The organism is Peptoniphilus sp. (assembly GCF_034090345.1).
Classification (GTDB): Bacteria; Bacillota; Clostridia; order Tissierellales; family Peptoniphilaceae; genus Peptoniphilus.
In genome coordinates this window covers 17,496-33,930 of the sequence record NZ_JAXDSS010000047.1, presented here as the reverse complement: position 1 = coordinate 33,930, position 16,435 = coordinate 17,496, and the positions used below count along the sequence as shown (strand labels likewise).

Here is a 16,435-nt window from a genome sequence, read left to right as displayed (position 1 = left end):
GCTAAGCTAAAGTTAGGCGAGTACGGGATTGCCCGTTACAGCAGAGGGTATTGATAGATACCTATTGAGTTCATTAGTGCAAGCTAGTGAAAAATTAAGGTGGTAACACGAGCTTTCGTCCTTATACGAGGGCTCTTTTTTTATACAACTAAGGAGGAAAAACATGACAAATTATTTATCAGAAACACTCTGTATTCAAGCAGGATATGATCCAAAAAACGGAGAATCAAGAACAGTGCCAATAGTTCAATCCACAACATATAAATATGACAATGCAGACGAAGTAGCAGACTTATTCGATTTAAAAAAAGAAGGAGATATGTATACAAGAATTTCCAACCCAACTGTTACAGCATTAGAGAAAAAAGTTACTGCTCTTGAAGGAGGAGTCGCAACTGTTGCAACATCTTCCGGACAACAAGCAAACCTAATCTCAATATTAAATATTTGCGAATCAGGTGATGAAATAATTGCCATGGACAACCTCTATGGAGGTACAATCACTCTTCTATCTTCAACAATCAAAAAACTTGGTATCACAACAAAATTTGTTCCTTTAAATGACTTTGAAGCATTAGAAAAAACAATTAGCAAAAAAACAAAACTTGTCTTTGGAGAGACAATAGCAAATCCCGGTCTTGAAATTTTAGATTTAGAAAAAATTTCAGAAATCGCACACAAACATGGGCTACCTGTGATAATAGACAATACATTTGCAACACCTTATCTATGCAGACCATTTGAGCACAGCATAGATATCGTAACTCACTCTTCAACAAAATACTTAGACGGTCATGCAGTTGCAGTAGGCGGGCTTATTGTAGACAGCGGAAATTTTGATTGGGAAAAAAATGGCTATGAATCCATTTCTGCACCAGACCCCAATTACCACGGCCTGTCTTACACAGAAACCTTTGGTAAAGCTGCATACGCAGTAAAAGCTAAAGTAGTATACATTCGTGACTTTGGTACACCGGCTTCACCAATGAATGCATTCCTTACAAACCTCGGAATAGAAACACTCGCCCTTAGAATGGATAGACACTCCGAAAATGCACTTAAAGTTGCAAAATATTTAAACACTCACGAAAAAGTTGAATGGATACACTACCCGGGGCTTGAAGATGATGCGTACCATGAACTTGCAAAAAAATACCTACCTAAAGGTCAAAGCGGAGTAATTTCAGTTGGAATAAAAGGTGGACTTGAAAAGACAAAACAATGGATAAATAACCTAAAACTTGCTACACTCGTAGTTCACGTTGGAGATGTCAGAACTCACGTCTTGCATCCCGCAAGCATGACTCATCGTCAGCTATCAAAAGAAGCCTTAGAGCGTGCCGGAATAAAAGAGAATACAGTCAGACTATCCATTGGAATAGAAAATGTCGAAGACATCATAGCCGATTTAGACCAAGCATTTAAAAATATTTAATACCACTGTGGGTGGGCCTCTGCTCACCCATTTTTATTTTTCAAACCTATTTTTTAAGTTAAAATCCAACAAAAATAGAGCGAAAAACTCGCTCTTAATATTTTAAAAACTTATAAAAATATTTAACACCTGCAAGTGCCAGTGCTGTCCCTAATCCAGAATAAAAAACAGCTATGAAAACATCAGGCACTAAATTATAAAGCCTTAAACTAATTCCCATGCTCATCATAAAAGCCATAATCAAAAAAGATTTTAAATCAAAAAATTTCCAAAAATTATATTTTTCATGTGGCAAACTCTTTATTCTTATTATATTTTTATCAACCATTTTCTTGAAAATCATATTCCAAAAAATTAAAAATACTATAGTGCTCAAAGCAAAATTAACCGCCACTAAATACTTTGAATAGACACTAACCCCTATTTTTAAAACATTAAGACCTGCTATTGACCAGACGATTGCCGCAAATAAAACCAAACTTTTCTTACTAACTTTCATAAATTTCTCCTCAAAAAAATTAACATGATATTAAGCAAATATTTCCTACACGTTTATACCCATTAACGTAAAAAAGAGCAACCTAAGTTGCCCTTTTTTCAAGTGAGTTTATTTAGTTAGTTGGATCTTAACTTCTCTTCTTACTGAATCCCATTCAATATTTTTGTTGTCGCCCTTATTACCAGTAGTCATGCCAAGAGCCTTTCCAATTTCTGAAACAGGTAGCATTGTTCTGCCATTTTTGATTTCAGGGTCTACACTGAATGTGTTCTTTATTCCATCTACATAGAATTCCCTTGAGTCAATATTGATTATAACAACTCTCTTACCATCTGTGAAAGAAGCAATTCTTGTTACATCATTCCAAGTTACATTGTATCCCAAAGCTTGAGCTACAAATCTGATTGGTAACATTGTTCTGCCTTCTTTGATGTAAGCTTCTACATCCATTGTTGTAGTTGTTGTAACGCCGTCTTTTGTAGTTGTTATTCTCTTATCGCCTATAGCTAAGTTTACTGTGTAGTTATAAGTGTCTTTCTTAACTTCTCCAGCAACCTTATAAGTTGTGCTGTTTTCTCTCAAGTTAGAGTAGTTTGCAGTTACTTTGATTTCTTCGCCAGCTTTTAAATCTCTGTTTAAGCTAATAGTGAATTCTCCATTGCTATAAGCAGTTCCGCTGCCAAGTCTGATTCCCTTAGAATCATAAACCGCAACTGTTGCATATCCATTAACTCCACTACCTTTTACAGTGCTTGTTCCAGCTATAGCTTGAGTTACTCTTGGTGCGTATGCATAGTTATTATAATATCCATTATTGTAATATCTATCAATATAAGCTTTATTTAAATATTGTTTCTCAGAATACTTTCCATCTAATTCAGCTTGTAGATAATAATCCGATAAATCGTAGTATCCATAACCATTGTTGTAGCTATTGTTATATCCATTTGTATAAACCACAGTATTATTTCTATTGTATACATATTTGTTAAAGTTTATAGTATAGTATCCTCTTGAATCAGAATATGCAGAACCTAAATAATCCCCATTGTTATATGCTTGAACATAAGTGTTTGCAGTTGTATAACCTGATACATATCTATCCCCGTAAGAACTTATTGAAGCTGTTCCATTGTATCTGTCATATCTGTAGTCGCCAAATCTATAGTTTATTGTATAATCACCGTATCTGTCGGCTTTTACATAGTCTACTCTATTTCCATTTCTATATAAAGTTACAGTTGCGTAAGGTGTAGTTCTTCCTGTAACCTTGTTATAGTATACTGTTGGTCTGTTTAAAGTAACTGAAGTAGGAACCGGTGTTGGTTTTACTGTTTTCTTTTCAAGTTTTACTTTTTCAAGATTTGCTTTTGCTGTAGTATAATCTGTTGATTTTTTAGTATCATCATTATAAACACCTTCAGCTGTTGTTATTGCAGCTTTTAATTTATCTATAGAATCTTGAGTATATACATCTGTAGTAGCAGTATTCAAACTACCTTTAGCTGTATCTATAGCTGATTTAAGTTCAACTTTTGCCGTTGCTACTTCATTGGCATTAACTTTTTCTTGTGCTGTTTTTGCATATCTTTCAGCTTCTTGCGCAGCTGTTTTTGCTTCTTGTGCTGCTTGTGTTGCTTCTTCTTGTGCCGCTTTTGCTGCTTCTGCTGATGCTTGTGCTTTTGCTTTTTCCTCTTCATTTTCTGTATCAGTTGCTTCTTGTACTGCTTTTGCTGCAGCTGTTTTTGCTTCTTGTGCTGCTGTATCTGCGGCTTGTTGCGCTGTTTTTGCTCTGTCTGCAGCTTCTTGTGCTGCTCTTGCATCGTCTTTTGCTCTACCTACACCTTTTTCTAATGCTTTATCTGCTGCTTCTGCTGATGTTTTTGCATCTACTGCAGCTGTTTTTGCATCTCCTGCAGCCACTTTTGCTCTTCCAGCGGCTGCTTTTGCTTCTTTTGCTGCTTCAGAAAGTTCTAATTCTACCGCTGCTGCTGCTACTTTATTAAGTTCTAAATTAAAATTAGAAAAATTTGCTTTTACCGGTGCAGCTACTGCAAGTGTAAATGCTAGTGCAACTGATGTAATTCTTTTTCTATTGATTTTATTCATTTGTTTTCCTCCTAAGTCCATTTGTGTAAACTAATCTCTCACTCACTTGTTTCTTAACTAAAGTATACCTCTAAAATATTAAAATTTCCACTAAAATAACATTTTTTAACTTTTGTAACACGATTTTAATATTTTTGTTAAATAATTGTTTGAAATTAAATTTCCGGAGTAGTTTTGCTTTTATAATGCCTTTTAATTTATATGTATTCGCGGGCGGACCTCGCTACTCTCGTGCCGCCCCTACATTTGTTATCAAAACAACTATAACTTCATAAAACCAATTAACACTAATAAAACGAAATGTTAAAAATATAGAAACATAAATGTAAAAACCAGCCCAAAAAGCGTTTTGAGGGTGTAGGGGGTGGGTGCTCGAGGGAGGGCGTGAGGGAGAATCGCAACGCCCTTAGCCCTCCCTCGAAATAATAAATCATACAAACAAATTTTCATTTTCGGTCAAACCTCACAAAATTCGTGTCTTCCCCATGTTTAATATCCCCAACTAAAATTGAATGTAAAAAATGGACAATTTTTAAAACTGTCCATTTTAATTATAAATCTTAATTATAAATCATCTTCTATTACACTGCTCTTTGCATAAGCTGAAACTTTTGCCTCGAAAAAGTCTGTCTTTACCATATTAGGGTCTGAGTATTCGCTAACCCACGCCATACTCTCCGGTTCTTTTTCAAATCCGGGATAGATTATCCCAAATCCAAGTCCTTTACTTCTCAAGTTTCCAAGATATTTAATATAACTTCTTATCATGTCCATACTAAGACCCTTTACATTATTTCCTATTGCATATTCTGCCCATTTTATTTCTTCTTCGACACCTCTTACAATCATATTTCTATATTCTTCAATTTTTTCGTCTGTGAAGAGTTGAGGTTCTTCTTTTTTAAGTTCTAATATTATGCTTCTAAACAACCACAGGTGGGAATTTTCATCTCTGTTGATATATCTTATCTCTTGAACTGTACCCGGCATTTTACCAATTCTTCCCAAAGAATAGAAGAACATAAACCCTGAATAGAAATATATTCCTTCAAGCACATAGTTGGCTACCAATGTCTTGGCTAAATTATCTTCTGTCCTCTCATAGTAAAAATCATTGTATTGGTCACCTATAAATTTATTTCTCGCAAGCAAAATCGGATCATCTTTCCATTGGTATAATATTTCTGTTCTCTCTTCCGGAGAACATATTGTATCTAAAATATATCCATAGCTTTGTGAGTGGACAGATTCTTGATAAGTTTGAATATTCAGACATAAATTTACTTCGTTTGCCGTTATAAATTCTGAAAGGTTTGGCAAATTTGCTGATTGTAGTGAGTCTAAAAATACAAGAAAGGAAAGTATTTTGTCGTATGCTGTTTTTTCTGTCGCATCTAATTTTCTATAGTCTTTTATGTCTTGAGTTAAATTTATTTCTTCCGGAATCCAAAAGTTGTTCATGGCAAGTCTATACCAATCCGAAACCCAAGAATACTTCATATTATTGAAGTCATTTAAGTTAGTGGTATTGCCATTTATCATTCTCCTCTTAGAGAGTTCTATATCTCCTTTTTCATTAAAAAGAGCTTTTCTCTTTACTTCCATTTTTCCTCCTCATGCACTACAACTGTCGCATTCTTCAACTTCTAATGACTTACTTCTCACATAATAGATAGTCTTAACTTCTTCTTCACAAGCTTGTATAAATAGGTTCAAAATTCGCTTCATAGTGTATTCTGTGGTTATATACAGGTTCACTGATTGTGATTGGTCGATATGTCTTTGTCTTATGCCGGCTGATTTAATTACCCATGTTTGGTCAATTTCATGTGCATTTTCATATAACCAAAATGTTTGTGAGCTAAGTGACGGAGCCACTCTTGGTACAATTTGCCCTTTCTTTTCTTCCAGGAAATATCTCATCATAACCGGGTCAACTGCTGCTGTCGTTCCCGCTATTATAGATGTAGATCCTGTCGGTGCAACTGCCATAAGATAAGCATTTCTAATTCCCTTAGCTGTTTCATTTCTAAGTGCTGTCCATCTTTCTGATGTATATTTTCTCTTTTCAAAGTATGCTCCACTTTGCCAATCTGAACCTTCAAAGTACTCATAACTTCCTTTTTCTTTTGATATTTCTACAGATGCTTTAACTGCATAGTAGTTTATATTTTCATATAGTTCATCTGCAAATTTTAAATGTTCTTCACTTTGGAACATTATTCCCTGTTTTACCATCGCATGATGATACCCACTTGTGCCAAGGCCTATTGCTCTGTATCTTCCATTTGTAATCTTTGCATATTCTACCGGATAGTAGTTCAAATCTATTACGTTGTCCAACGCCCTCACTACTGTGCTGACTACATCTTCAAGTTCCTCTTGGTCTGTTATATTTATATTCCCAAGCACTAAAGATGCTAAATTACACACTACAAAATCTCCCGGTTTTGTAGTTGTAACTACAACTGTTTCGCCATTTACATCTACTATTTCTTTTGAAACCGATTCAATTTCAGAAGTGTTTTGAGCTATTTCTGTGCACAAGTTTGATGAATAGATAACTCCCTTGTGTGAATTTGGATTGTATTTATTTACTACATCTCTATTGAATATAAAGGGAGTTCCTGTTTCCACAGTGGATTTTATGATGAGCCTTACCATATCTTTTACGCTCATAACTCTCTTTTCTATTCTGTCATCTTCAATACACTCTTTATATCTTCTAACCCATTCATCACCAAAATAATCTTCAAGAGCATATCCTCTATAAGTTAAAATTTCATGAGGACACATCATATACCAGTTTGCGTCTAAGTCATTCTTTGCAAGTTCCCAGAAATAGTTTGGAAAACAAACTGCCGGAAATACATCGTGTGCTTTCATTCTGTCGTCTCCATTATTTGTTCTTAGCTGTAAGAACTCAGGAATATCTTTGTGCCATACGTCTAAATATACCGCACAAGCGCCCTGTCTCATTCCAAGTTGGTCTACTGCAACTGCTGTATCATTTGCAAGTCTTATCCAACGAATTACGCCTCCTGCAACGCCTTTAAACCCTCTTATATCTGATCCCATTGCCCTAACTTTCCCAAAATATAATCCCATTCCGCCACCGTGTTTTGAAACTTGTGAGAAATTGGTTATTGAGCGGTATATTCCATCTAAGTTATCCGGAACTGTGTCTATGAAACATGAAGAAAGTTGATGGAAAGGCTTACGTGCGTTTGACATTGTTGGGGTTGCCATTGTAACTTTTAAATTTGAAAGTATATCATAGAATTTCTTCGCCCAATAAACTCTATTTTTTTCTTTTAATGCCAAGTGCATTGCAATCCCCATGAACATCTCTTGGACTTTTTCAAGTACAACTCCATTCATGTTTTTTATTAAGTATCTCTTGTATACTAATTCCAACCCCGAGTAGTTGAATAATTCATCTCTTTGGGGCTGTATATATTTTTCAAGGTCTTCGATTTCTTCTTCAGTGTAATTTTCAAGTATATACTTGCCATATAAATTTTCTTTAGTTAGTAACTTAATCTTATCTGCAAAGCTATATATTTCATGCTTGTTAGATTCTTTGTCTATGTTTCTGTTAATATTAAAACTTAAAAATCTGCCTGCTATATATTCCCATTTAGGTGCGTCCTTTGAAGTTAATTCGCTTGCCGCTTTTATAAGTGAATTTATAATATCTTCAAAATTCATATTTTCTTTTGCAAATGATGTAAATTTTGTATACAGACTTCCCAATTCATATACGTCTTCTTTGAAGTCTTTTTGAATTTTCTTCATTACTTCAAGCAGTTCGGCATCGTCAAAATAATCCGAAAAGTCTTCCAATACTTTCCTCATTTTGTGATGAGAAGCTCTATATAAGATATATGATTTTACAACTGTATAGTAGTTGTATTCTATCAATGTTATTTCTACTAAATCTTGAATTTCTTCAACTGTTACAACATGGTCTTTTGGAAAGTTATTCTCTGCCTTTTTTTGAACATCAACTGCCATCTGTTCCAATATATCTTCTTTATATGGTTTAGAAACTGATATAAATGCTTTTTCTATTGCTCTTTTTATCTTTTGCACATCAAATTCTACAGTTTTTCCACTTCTCTTTATTATTATCATTTCTGCTCCCCAAGTCTTATATTAATAAATTAAATATACCCATAAAAACTACAAATTAAAGTTTAATCTTCCGCCCAATCAAAAGCTCTTGAAACCGCTTTGTGCCAAAGCTTGAGCTTTTTTTCTCTGGTTTCATTTGTCATATTCGGCTCAAAAATTTTATCAACATTAAATTTTTTTGAAATTTCATCTATTGATTGAAACATTCCAACACCAAGAGCCGCCAAAAATGCCGCCCCCCTCACTGTTGACTCTATGTTTTCAGGTCTTATTACTTCTCTATTTATAATATCCGCTTGGAACTGCATTAAAAAATCATTTGAGCTTGCTCCGCCATCTACTTTCAAAGTTTTTAACTCTCCCAAATCTTCTTCCATAGCCTTTAAAACATCATTTGATAAATATGCCATAGACTCCAAAGTCGCCCTTACTAAATGAGCTTTCTTCACACTTCGTGTCAAACCACATATTGTTCCTCTTGCATATTGATTCCAATATGGAGCTCCAAGTCCAGTAAATGCCGGCACTACATAGCAACCTTCTGTATCATCTACTTTGTTTGCCAAATATTCTGAGTCTTCTGCTGAGTCGATAAGCTTTAAATCATCTCTAAGCCATTGTATAGATGAACCCGCTATAAAAATTGAGCCCTCTAATGCATAAGTTATTTTCCCATTTATCCCCCATGCAACGGTTGAAACCAATCCATTTTTAGATTCGACTTTCTTTTCTCCCGTATTTATCAAAAGAAATGCTCCTGTTCCATAAGTGTTCTTTGCCTCAGCTTCCTTAAAACAACCTTGTCCAAACAGAGCTGCTTGTTGATCTCCAACAGCCGATGCAATTTTTATTTCTTCCCCAAAAAATTCTCTTGATGTCTTTCCGTAAACTTCTGCAGTGTTTTTAACTTCAGGCAACATACTTCTTGGTATGTCCATTAGCTTTAGAAGTTCTTCGTCCCATTCTAAAGTGTTTATGTTATATAACATTGTTCTTGAAGCGTTTGAATAGTCTGTAATGTGTACTCCCTTTGTGAGTTTCCAAATTAAAAAAGTTTCCACCGTTCCAAACAGCAATTCTCCCTTTTTGGCTCTCTCTTTTGCACCTTCTACATTATCTAAAATCCATTTGATCTTTGTCGCCGAAAAGTATGCATCAATTTCAAGCCCGGTTTTTTGATATATCTCATCTCTATGTCCATTTGCTTTTAAATAGTCACAGTACTTTGAAGTTCTTCTACACTGCCAAACAATTGCATTATACAAAACTTCTCCTGTTGTCTTATCCCACACAATTGTCGTCTCACGTTGGTTTGTTATGCCTATTGAGACTATATCCTTTGCATTTATGTTTATCTTAGCCATAGCTTCAACAGCTGTTCCAAGTTGAGTTGAAAATATTTCATTTGGGTCTTCTTCAACCCAACCGGGCTTTGGAAATATTTGCTTAAGTTCCTTTTGAGCTGATGATACTATGTTGAATTCGCTGTCAAATATCAATGTTCTGCAGCTTGTTGTACCTGAGTCAAATGCCATTATATACTTTTTCATAAACACCCTCCTCATTAAATTTTAGCATATTATTGTATATTTTTTGTTTACACTTGCATTTCTTTAGTATCTTTTTAAAATCAATAATAAAAAATCACCCAAAATTATTTCAGGTGATCATTCTTTATTATATAACTAATATTCAATTTGTTCTACGATAGATTCGTCTATTGCAAAAGTATGTTCTTTATCAGGGAAAATGCCTTCTTTGATTTCTCTATCATAATCTCTAAAAGCTTCTACCATATCTTCTCCAATACTTGCAAAGTGTTTTATAAATTTAGCTTTAAATTCTGTATACATTCCCAACATGTCCTGATAAACTAAAACTTGTCCATCACATTTGTTCCCGGCGCCTATTCCAATAGTAGGTATCTTTAACATTTTAGTTATCTCTTCTGCCAATCTGCCTGGTACGCATTCTAATACCACGGCAAATGCTCCTGCAGCTTCTACTGCTTTTGCATCTTCCACTAGTTTTTTTGCCCCTTCTATATCTTTTCCTTGTACCCTAAATCCACCAAGAGCATTTATTGCTTGAGGAGTTAAACCAATGTGTGCACAAACAGGTATTCCCGCATTTACTATAGCTCTTATCTCTTCTGCTACCTCTGCTCCACCTTCAAGTTTAACTGCATTAGCTCTTCCTTCGCTCATAAGTCTTCCAGCATTTATTACAGCATCTCTCACTCCTGTGTTATATGTCATAAAAGGTAAATCACATACAACCAAAGTATTTTTAGCACCTCTTGAAACTGCTTTTGAATGATGAATCATGTCTTCAAGTGTTACGCTCAAAGTATCTTCGTATCCCAACATAGTCATCCCCAAACTATCCCCAACCAAAATAGCATTTATGCCGGCTTCATCCACTAATTTAGCTGTAGTATAGTCATAGGCTGTCAACATAGAAAGTTTAACACCTTCTTCTTTAGCTCTTCTAAAAGTTAAAACAGTATTTTTCATAATAGTCTGAATTTAATCAGTACCCTCACTTTCTAATAATTTTTTCAATCCAGAATAATCCCTATTAGGATTTTTTTCTTTTGCAATTTCTACCAAATATTTACTTAAGTTAATGTAGATTTCTTTTTCTAATTCAAAATTTCCATCTTTAATAGAATCTATATGTCCTTTTACAGTTCTTAAATCATTTCTTTCCACAGGCCCAGTCAAAGTTTTCAAAATCCCTTTTTGAAAAAATGCATTTATATTAGATTCTCCTAATACAGACAGTGCCATTAACGCTTCTTTTTCTGTAAAGTCATATTGTGTAAGTAGTTCAACTGAAATATTTGATAAAGCCAAGACCAAATTACTTATAAATACTGTAGCCAAATGATATTTTCTCTTATCATCTTCATAAATTAATTTAGTTGGATTCCCATTTAATTTCAACTCATCTTGAATTATGCTTACAGCTTTTAAATCCCCCTCCAAAGTAAAAAAAGCACTACTCAAAGCCTTGTACGATTCTTCTTTATTGGATATTGCCAACATAGGATGAAAAGAACAACAATTAACTTTTTTAATAGTACTGTCGAAGAAAATTTTAGAAGACAAGCTACCACTACAATGACAAACTACTTTGTCTTCAATATTTAATTTTAAAAGTTGCTTCCAAACTCTACTTATTTCATCATCAGGGACAGTTATTATAAGAATTTGATTCTCATCCACCATCTTTTTTAATGATTCATATGCCAAAGTTTTGGTAAGATCTGCACTATATTTTGAACTCTCTGCATTTCGGCTGTAATAGCCAGATAATTCAAGATTTCCTTTTTTAAATAGGTACAAACCCAAACTGGTGCCAACTTTTCCGGCACCTATAATCCCTACTTTATAAATAGTTATCACCTCCTCAAGAGTATAATACTAAAATAGCGATTTTAAACTTCAATAATGTATAGTTTCCTTCGAATACTATCAAAATTTATTATAAGTGATCAATAATTTTAATTCAAATGTTTTAATATTTTAATCATTAAAAAAAGTCCGACTTTCGCCAGACTATTTTTTTAAAAAGCAGGAACTACTGCTCCTTCAAATTTTTCTTCTATCACCTTTTTAGCTGCATCTGAATTTAAAACTTCTATAAGTTTCTTAAACTTCTCTTGTCCTTCTTCACCTGTTCTAACTGCAACTAAGTTTGCATAAGGAGAGTCTCCTGATTCTAATAAAAGTGCATCTTTTGAAGGTACTAACCCTGCTCCAAGTGCATAATTTGCATTTATTACTGCTAACTCTGCATCTTTGTATGTGTTAGGAATATTTTGTGCTTCCATTGCAACAAATTTTAAGTTCTTTGAATTTTCAACTATATCTGCTTCTGTAGAAAGTAGGTTTGAACTATCTTTTAATTTGATAAGGCCTACTTGTTCTAAAAGTAATAGTGCTCTTCCACCATTTGTAGCATCATTTGGAATTAAGATTTCTCCACCGTCTTTAATTTCTTCAACAGTTTTTACTTTGTCTGAGTACACTCCCATCGGTTCAATGTGTACATTCCCCACTGAAGTAAGTTCTAAATTGTTTTGTTTAGTAAATTCTTCAAGATATGGTCCGTGTTGAAAATAATTTGCGTCTAAATCTCCTGCTGCTAATTGTTCATTTGGTTGTATATAGTCATCAAATACTACTGCTTCAACTTTTAGGCCGGCTTCTTCAAATTGTGGTTGAAGCGCTTCTATGATTTCTGCATGCGGTGTTGGTGAAACGCCAATTTTTATTGTGTTATCTGCTACTTCTGTCTTTGTTGCTTCTTTTGCATTCCCCGCTTGATTTGCTTTTTGTGCTCCATTTCCACAACCAACAAGTGCTAATGAAAGTCCTACTACTGCTAATATTTTCTTCATATTCTTCCCCCTACTTTTTATCAATTTTATTTTCTAAATAAGTTCCTACAAATTGTATTATTTGTACTAATGCAACTATCAGTATTACAGCTACCCAAAGTATTTCATACCTCTTGTATGAATAACCATATCTAACGGCAACTTCTCCAAGTCCACCTCCTCCAATGGCCCCTGCCATAGCTGAATAACCAATTATGTTTATAATAACCATTGTTACACCATTTATAATTTGTGGCATAGCTTCCGGAATTAAAACCTTTTTTACTATTTGACTGTTTGTTGAGCCCATTGACTTGGCTGCTTCAAGTATACCTCTATCAACTTGTGATAAATATCCCTCCATCAGTCTTCCAAAGAATGGGATTGCAGATGCTGCAAGTGGAATTATAGTTGCTGCTGTTCCATAAGCTTTCCCAACTATAAGTCTCATCACAGGTATCAATATCAACATCAAAATTATAAATGGTACTGACCTAAAAAAGTTTACCAATGAATCTAAAACTGAATACAATTTCGTGTTTTCTTTTAAACCTTCCGGCCTTGTAAGTGTTAAAATTATTCCAAGTGGCATCCCCAACATCACAGCTATTGCAGATGATACAAATACCAATATCAATGTCTGTGGTATTGCCGGAGCCACAATATGCCAAGCTTCTGATACAAACTCCATTACAATACCTCCACGCTTACTTTTGAATTTTTAAGATACTCTATAGCTTTGTTAACTTCTACATCTTCTCCAGTTATCTCAATGGTCAAGTGTCCCATTGCACCCTCTGTAACTTTATTTACATTTGCTGAAATTATGTTGAAGTAAACTTCATATTCTTTCAAACATTTAGATAGTATCGGCTCTGCTACATTTTCACCATCGTATACAAGTCTTAATATCTTTCCTTTAAATTCACTTGCTACAATTTCTTCTGCCACATCTAAGTGTTGAATAAATGACCTTGTCAATGCAGTTTTAGGGTTCCTGAAGAGTTTATTAGTTTCATTTTCTTCCACGATTCTTCCGTGATCCATAACTGCAATTCTATCGCAAATATCTTGTGCAACTTCCATTTGATGAGTTATCATCACTATGGTCATTTGATAAGTTTTGACAACTTTTTTTAACAACTCCAATATTGTCTTTGTATTTGCCGGATCAAGCGCTGAAGTTCCCTCATCAGATAACAATATCTTTGGATTTGTTGCTATGCTTCTCGCTATTGCAACTCTTTGCTTTTGCCCCCCTGACAATTCAGACGGATATGCATTTTTCTTTTCTTCAAGATCTATAAACTTGAGCAGTTCATTCACTCTCTCATCTATTTTTTCTTTTGAAACCTTCGATATTTCTAGCGGATATGCTATATTTTGATAAACTGTCTTTTGCATAAATAAGTTGAAGTTTTGAAATATCATTCCAATCTCTCTTCTCTCTTCTAAGAGTTGAGATTCTGACAGGTCTAATATATTTTTCCCATCAACTATAATTTCTCCACCGGTTGGCTCTTCAAGCCTATTCAAACATCTTACCAAAGTGCTCTTACCCGCACCTGATAATCCGATTATTCCATATATTTCACCTTTTTTAACCGAAAAGCTAACATCGTCTACAGCTTTAAAAATTTCGCCGTCTAATTTAAACTCTTTGGTTAAATTTTTTACTTCTATCATTTATTCCTCCGATATGCGTTAATGCATGTAAAAAGTATAATTTTATTTATCAATTGAGTCAAGCTATCTAGTACTTGATGTTTTTCATATTGAGCTATAACTTTTATGAATATCAAATAAACAAAAATAGTAGCATGCCAGAGTTCTCTGACACACTACCTACATCTTAATCTTGTGTTTTTTTAATTAATTCACCAGTTTGAGCATTGTATGAATAATTTAATTCAGGAACATCATGTCCATGTAATTCAACTTCTACAACATTTACTCCATCTTCAACTGAAAGTTCCCAAGCTGTGTTGTAATATTTATCTCTTCCGGCATCTTCAATAGCCTTTTTAGCTAGTTCCATTACTTTAGCAACAAGAGTTTCGTCTATAAAGCCATCATTATCATTATCTTTTTCTTTTTCATCTCTTGTAACATCTCCTGTTACAGGGTCAATTTCAACTTCAAATTCTTCAGCGCCGTTTGAACCTTGGATTTCATAATAAAATCCCTTGTTGTCGTCATTATCTAATGAAATAGATTCTATTTTTATATCAGCATGTGCTTCTTTGAACTTAGCCACTGCTTCTTCAGGTTTTACTTTTATATTTTCGTGAGTTGCTGCAGTTACTGCATCTGCGTTCTTTTCTCCTTTTAATTTGTCTTCTACAGCATTTTTAGCATTTCCAGCTTTTTCTACCGCCACATTCTTAACTTCTTCAGCTTTATTTGCCGTACTGTCTACAACATTTTTAGCTTGTTGTTGACAACCAACTAATACCAAAGATAGTGCTGTTACAGATAATATTTTTTTATTCATATTCTCCCCCTATTCTTTTTATTTATATCCCCTTATTTAATAAAATTTAAACATTTTTAGCAAATACATTGTATATTGCAGATATAGCTTTGTCGTAGTCTTTTTCTAGTATACCCACGATTATATTCAACTCAGATGACCCTTGAATAATCATCTTTATGTTTATATTCTCTTCACCTAGTGCTGAAAATATTTTTGCAGAAGTTCCAACTCTATCTTGCATTCCTTGTCCTACAACTGTTATAAGTGCAATACCATATGAAATAGTTACTTTATTTGGATTGCAAAAAGTTTTCAACTCAGAGATTATAGTATCTGCCTTACCTATTATCTGGGAGCTCGGCACTATAAGAGATAGTGAATCTATTGATGAAGGCATATGCTCTAAAGTTACATCATTTACTTCAAGCACAGACATTACTTTTCTATGGAAACCTTTATCTGAATTCATCTTTATCTTCTCTATGTTGATTACTGCAAATTCTTTTTTCCCTGTAACTCCTGTGATTTCTATATCAGATTTTTTTCGCTCATAAGGAACTATCATTGTTCCTTCATCTTCTGGCATAAAAGTATTTTTTATTTGAATCGGAATACCCGCAGATTGAACCGGCAAAATCGCCTCTGAATGTAAAACTGAAGCCCCTGCATAAGATAACTCTCTAAGCTCTCTATAAGTAAGTTCTCTAACTTCTCTTGGCTCTGGAACTATTTTGGGGTCAACCGCCAAGAACCCACTCACATCAGTCCAATTTTCATATAAGTCTGCTCCTACTCCCCTCGCAATTATAGAGCCTGTTAAATCTCCTCCCCCTCTTGAGAAGGTTTTTACCTTCCCATTTATATTCACTCCATAAAATCCGGGGATTACAGCAAATTCATATTTTTCTTTCATCTCACTTATTGCTGTGTAAGTTTTTTTCTCGTCTATATTCCCTTTCTTGTCAAAGAAAATCAATTCTTTTGCATCTACAAACTCATATCCCAAAAGTTTTGCCAATATTTTTGCATTTAAATATTCTCCTCTTGAAGCAATATAGTCCTTGGACTCATTGGCCATATTTTTTGTAAATTCTTCAAATTCCAAATCTAAATCTATTTCAACACCTACTTTTGAAATAATATCTTGGTATTTTTTCAACACTTTGTTAAGTATGTCATCACTATTTATATTATTTACCTCTAAATCATAAGCTAAATATAATAAATCAGTTACCTTAGTGTCAGAACTATTTACTTTACCAGGTGCTGAAGCGACTATATATCTTCTTGTTAAATCACTATTTAAAATTTCTCTTACATTTAAAAATCTATCTCCGCTTGCTAATGATGAACCACCAAACTTTGAAACTTTAATCATCTGTCTTTCTCCTC

Annotated in this window: 13 protein-coding genes; 1 reads left to right on the top strand and 12 read right to left on the bottom strand. The window is 34.1% G+C overall.

Translation table 11 applies throughout. The annotated features are described in order from the left end of the window. Positions 1–163 precede the first annotated feature (163 nt). Positions 164–1,435 carry an O-acetylhomoserine aminocarboxypropyltransferase/cysteine synthase family protein gene (locus SOR77_RS04040; RefSeq protein WP_320635901.1) on the top strand — a complete coding sequence of 424 codons (1,272 nt, stop codon included), beginning with the start codon at positions 164–166 and terminating at the stop codon, positions 1,433–1,435. Positions 1,436–1,529: 94 nt separating this feature from the next. Here SOR77_RS04040 and SOR77_RS04035 read toward each other — a convergent pair whose 3' ends face one another. The 12 genes from SOR77_RS04035 to SOR77_RS03980 form a co-directional block, all read right to left on the bottom strand. Continuing rightward, positions 1,530–1,934, bottom strand: coding sequence for a hypothetical protein (locus tag SOR77_RS04035; RefSeq protein ID WP_320635900.1), 405 nt, complete (start codon positions 1,932–1,934; stop codon positions 1,530–1,532). A gap of 108 nt (positions 1,935–2,042) precedes the next feature. Next, positions 2,043–4,043: a stalk domain-containing protein gene (locus SOR77_RS04030; protein ID WP_320635899.1), complete on the bottom strand. Its 2,001-nt coding sequence runs from the start codon at positions 4,041–4,043 to the stop codon at positions 2,043–2,045. Positions 4,044–4,607: 564 nt separating this feature from the next. Then, complete coding sequence (locus SOR77_RS04025) at positions 4,608–5,648, bottom strand: ribonucleotide-diphosphate reductase subunit beta (RefSeq protein WP_320635898.1); 1,041 nt, start codon at positions 5,646–5,648, stop codon at positions 4,608–4,610. Between the two features lie 9 nt (positions 5,649–5,657). Then, positions 5,658–8,180, bottom strand: a complete 2,523-nt coding sequence (locus tag SOR77_RS04020) for a ribonucleoside-diphosphate reductase subunit alpha (RefSeq protein WP_320635897.1) — start codon at positions 8,178–8,180, stop codon at positions 5,658–5,660. 62 nt (positions 8,181–8,242) lie between these two features. Continuing rightward, on the bottom strand, positions 8,243–9,730 hold the full coding sequence (glpK, locus tag SOR77_RS04015; RefSeq protein WP_320635896.1) for a glycerol kinase GlpK: 1,488 nt from the start codon (positions 9,728–9,730) through the stop codon (positions 8,243–8,245). 135 nt (positions 9,731–9,865) lie between these two features. Then, entirely contained in the window at positions 9,866–10,696 is an 831-nt protein-coding gene (panB, locus tag SOR77_RS04010) for a 3-methyl-2-oxobutanoate hydroxymethyltransferase (protein ID WP_320635895.1), read from the bottom strand. 12 nt (positions 10,697–10,708) lie between these two features. Further along, positions 10,709–11,590 carry a Rossmann-like and DUF2520 domain-containing protein gene (locus tag SOR77_RS04005; protein ID WP_320635894.1) on the bottom strand — a complete coding sequence of 294 codons (882 nt, stop codon included), beginning with the start codon at positions 11,588–11,590 and terminating at the stop codon, positions 10,709–10,711. A gap of 161 nt (positions 11,591–11,751) precedes the next feature. Beyond that, on the bottom strand, positions 11,752–12,588 hold the full coding sequence (locus SOR77_RS04000) for a MetQ/NlpA family ABC transporter substrate-binding protein (RefSeq protein ID WP_040552088.1): 837 nt from the start codon (positions 12,586–12,588) through the stop codon (positions 11,752–11,754). A 10-nt stretch (positions 12,589–12,598) separates the two neighbouring features. Then, the gene (locus SOR77_RS03995; RefSeq protein ID WP_320635893.1) at positions 12,599–13,258 is read right to left on the bottom strand and encodes a methionine ABC transporter permease; all 660 of its coding nucleotides are present in this window, start codon (positions 13,256–13,258) and stop codon (positions 12,599–12,601) included. Next, entirely contained in the window at positions 13,258–14,253 is a 996-nt protein-coding gene (locus tag SOR77_RS03990; protein ID WP_320635892.1) for a methionine ABC transporter ATP-binding protein, read from the bottom strand. The genes SOR77_RS03995 and SOR77_RS03990 overlap by 1 nt, the downstream gene beginning before the upstream one ends. Before the next feature lie 166 nt (positions 14,254–14,419). Continuing rightward, on the bottom strand, positions 14,420–15,061 hold the full coding sequence (locus SOR77_RS03985) for a PepSY domain-containing protein (RefSeq protein WP_320635891.1): 642 nt from the start codon (positions 15,059–15,061) through the stop codon (positions 14,420–14,422). A gap of 46 nt (positions 15,062–15,107) precedes the next feature. Next, entirely contained in the window at positions 15,108–16,421 is a 1,314-nt protein-coding gene (locus tag SOR77_RS03980; protein ID WP_320635890.1) for an aspartate kinase, read from the bottom strand. Between the last annotated feature and the right edge of the window lie 14 nt (positions 16,422–16,435).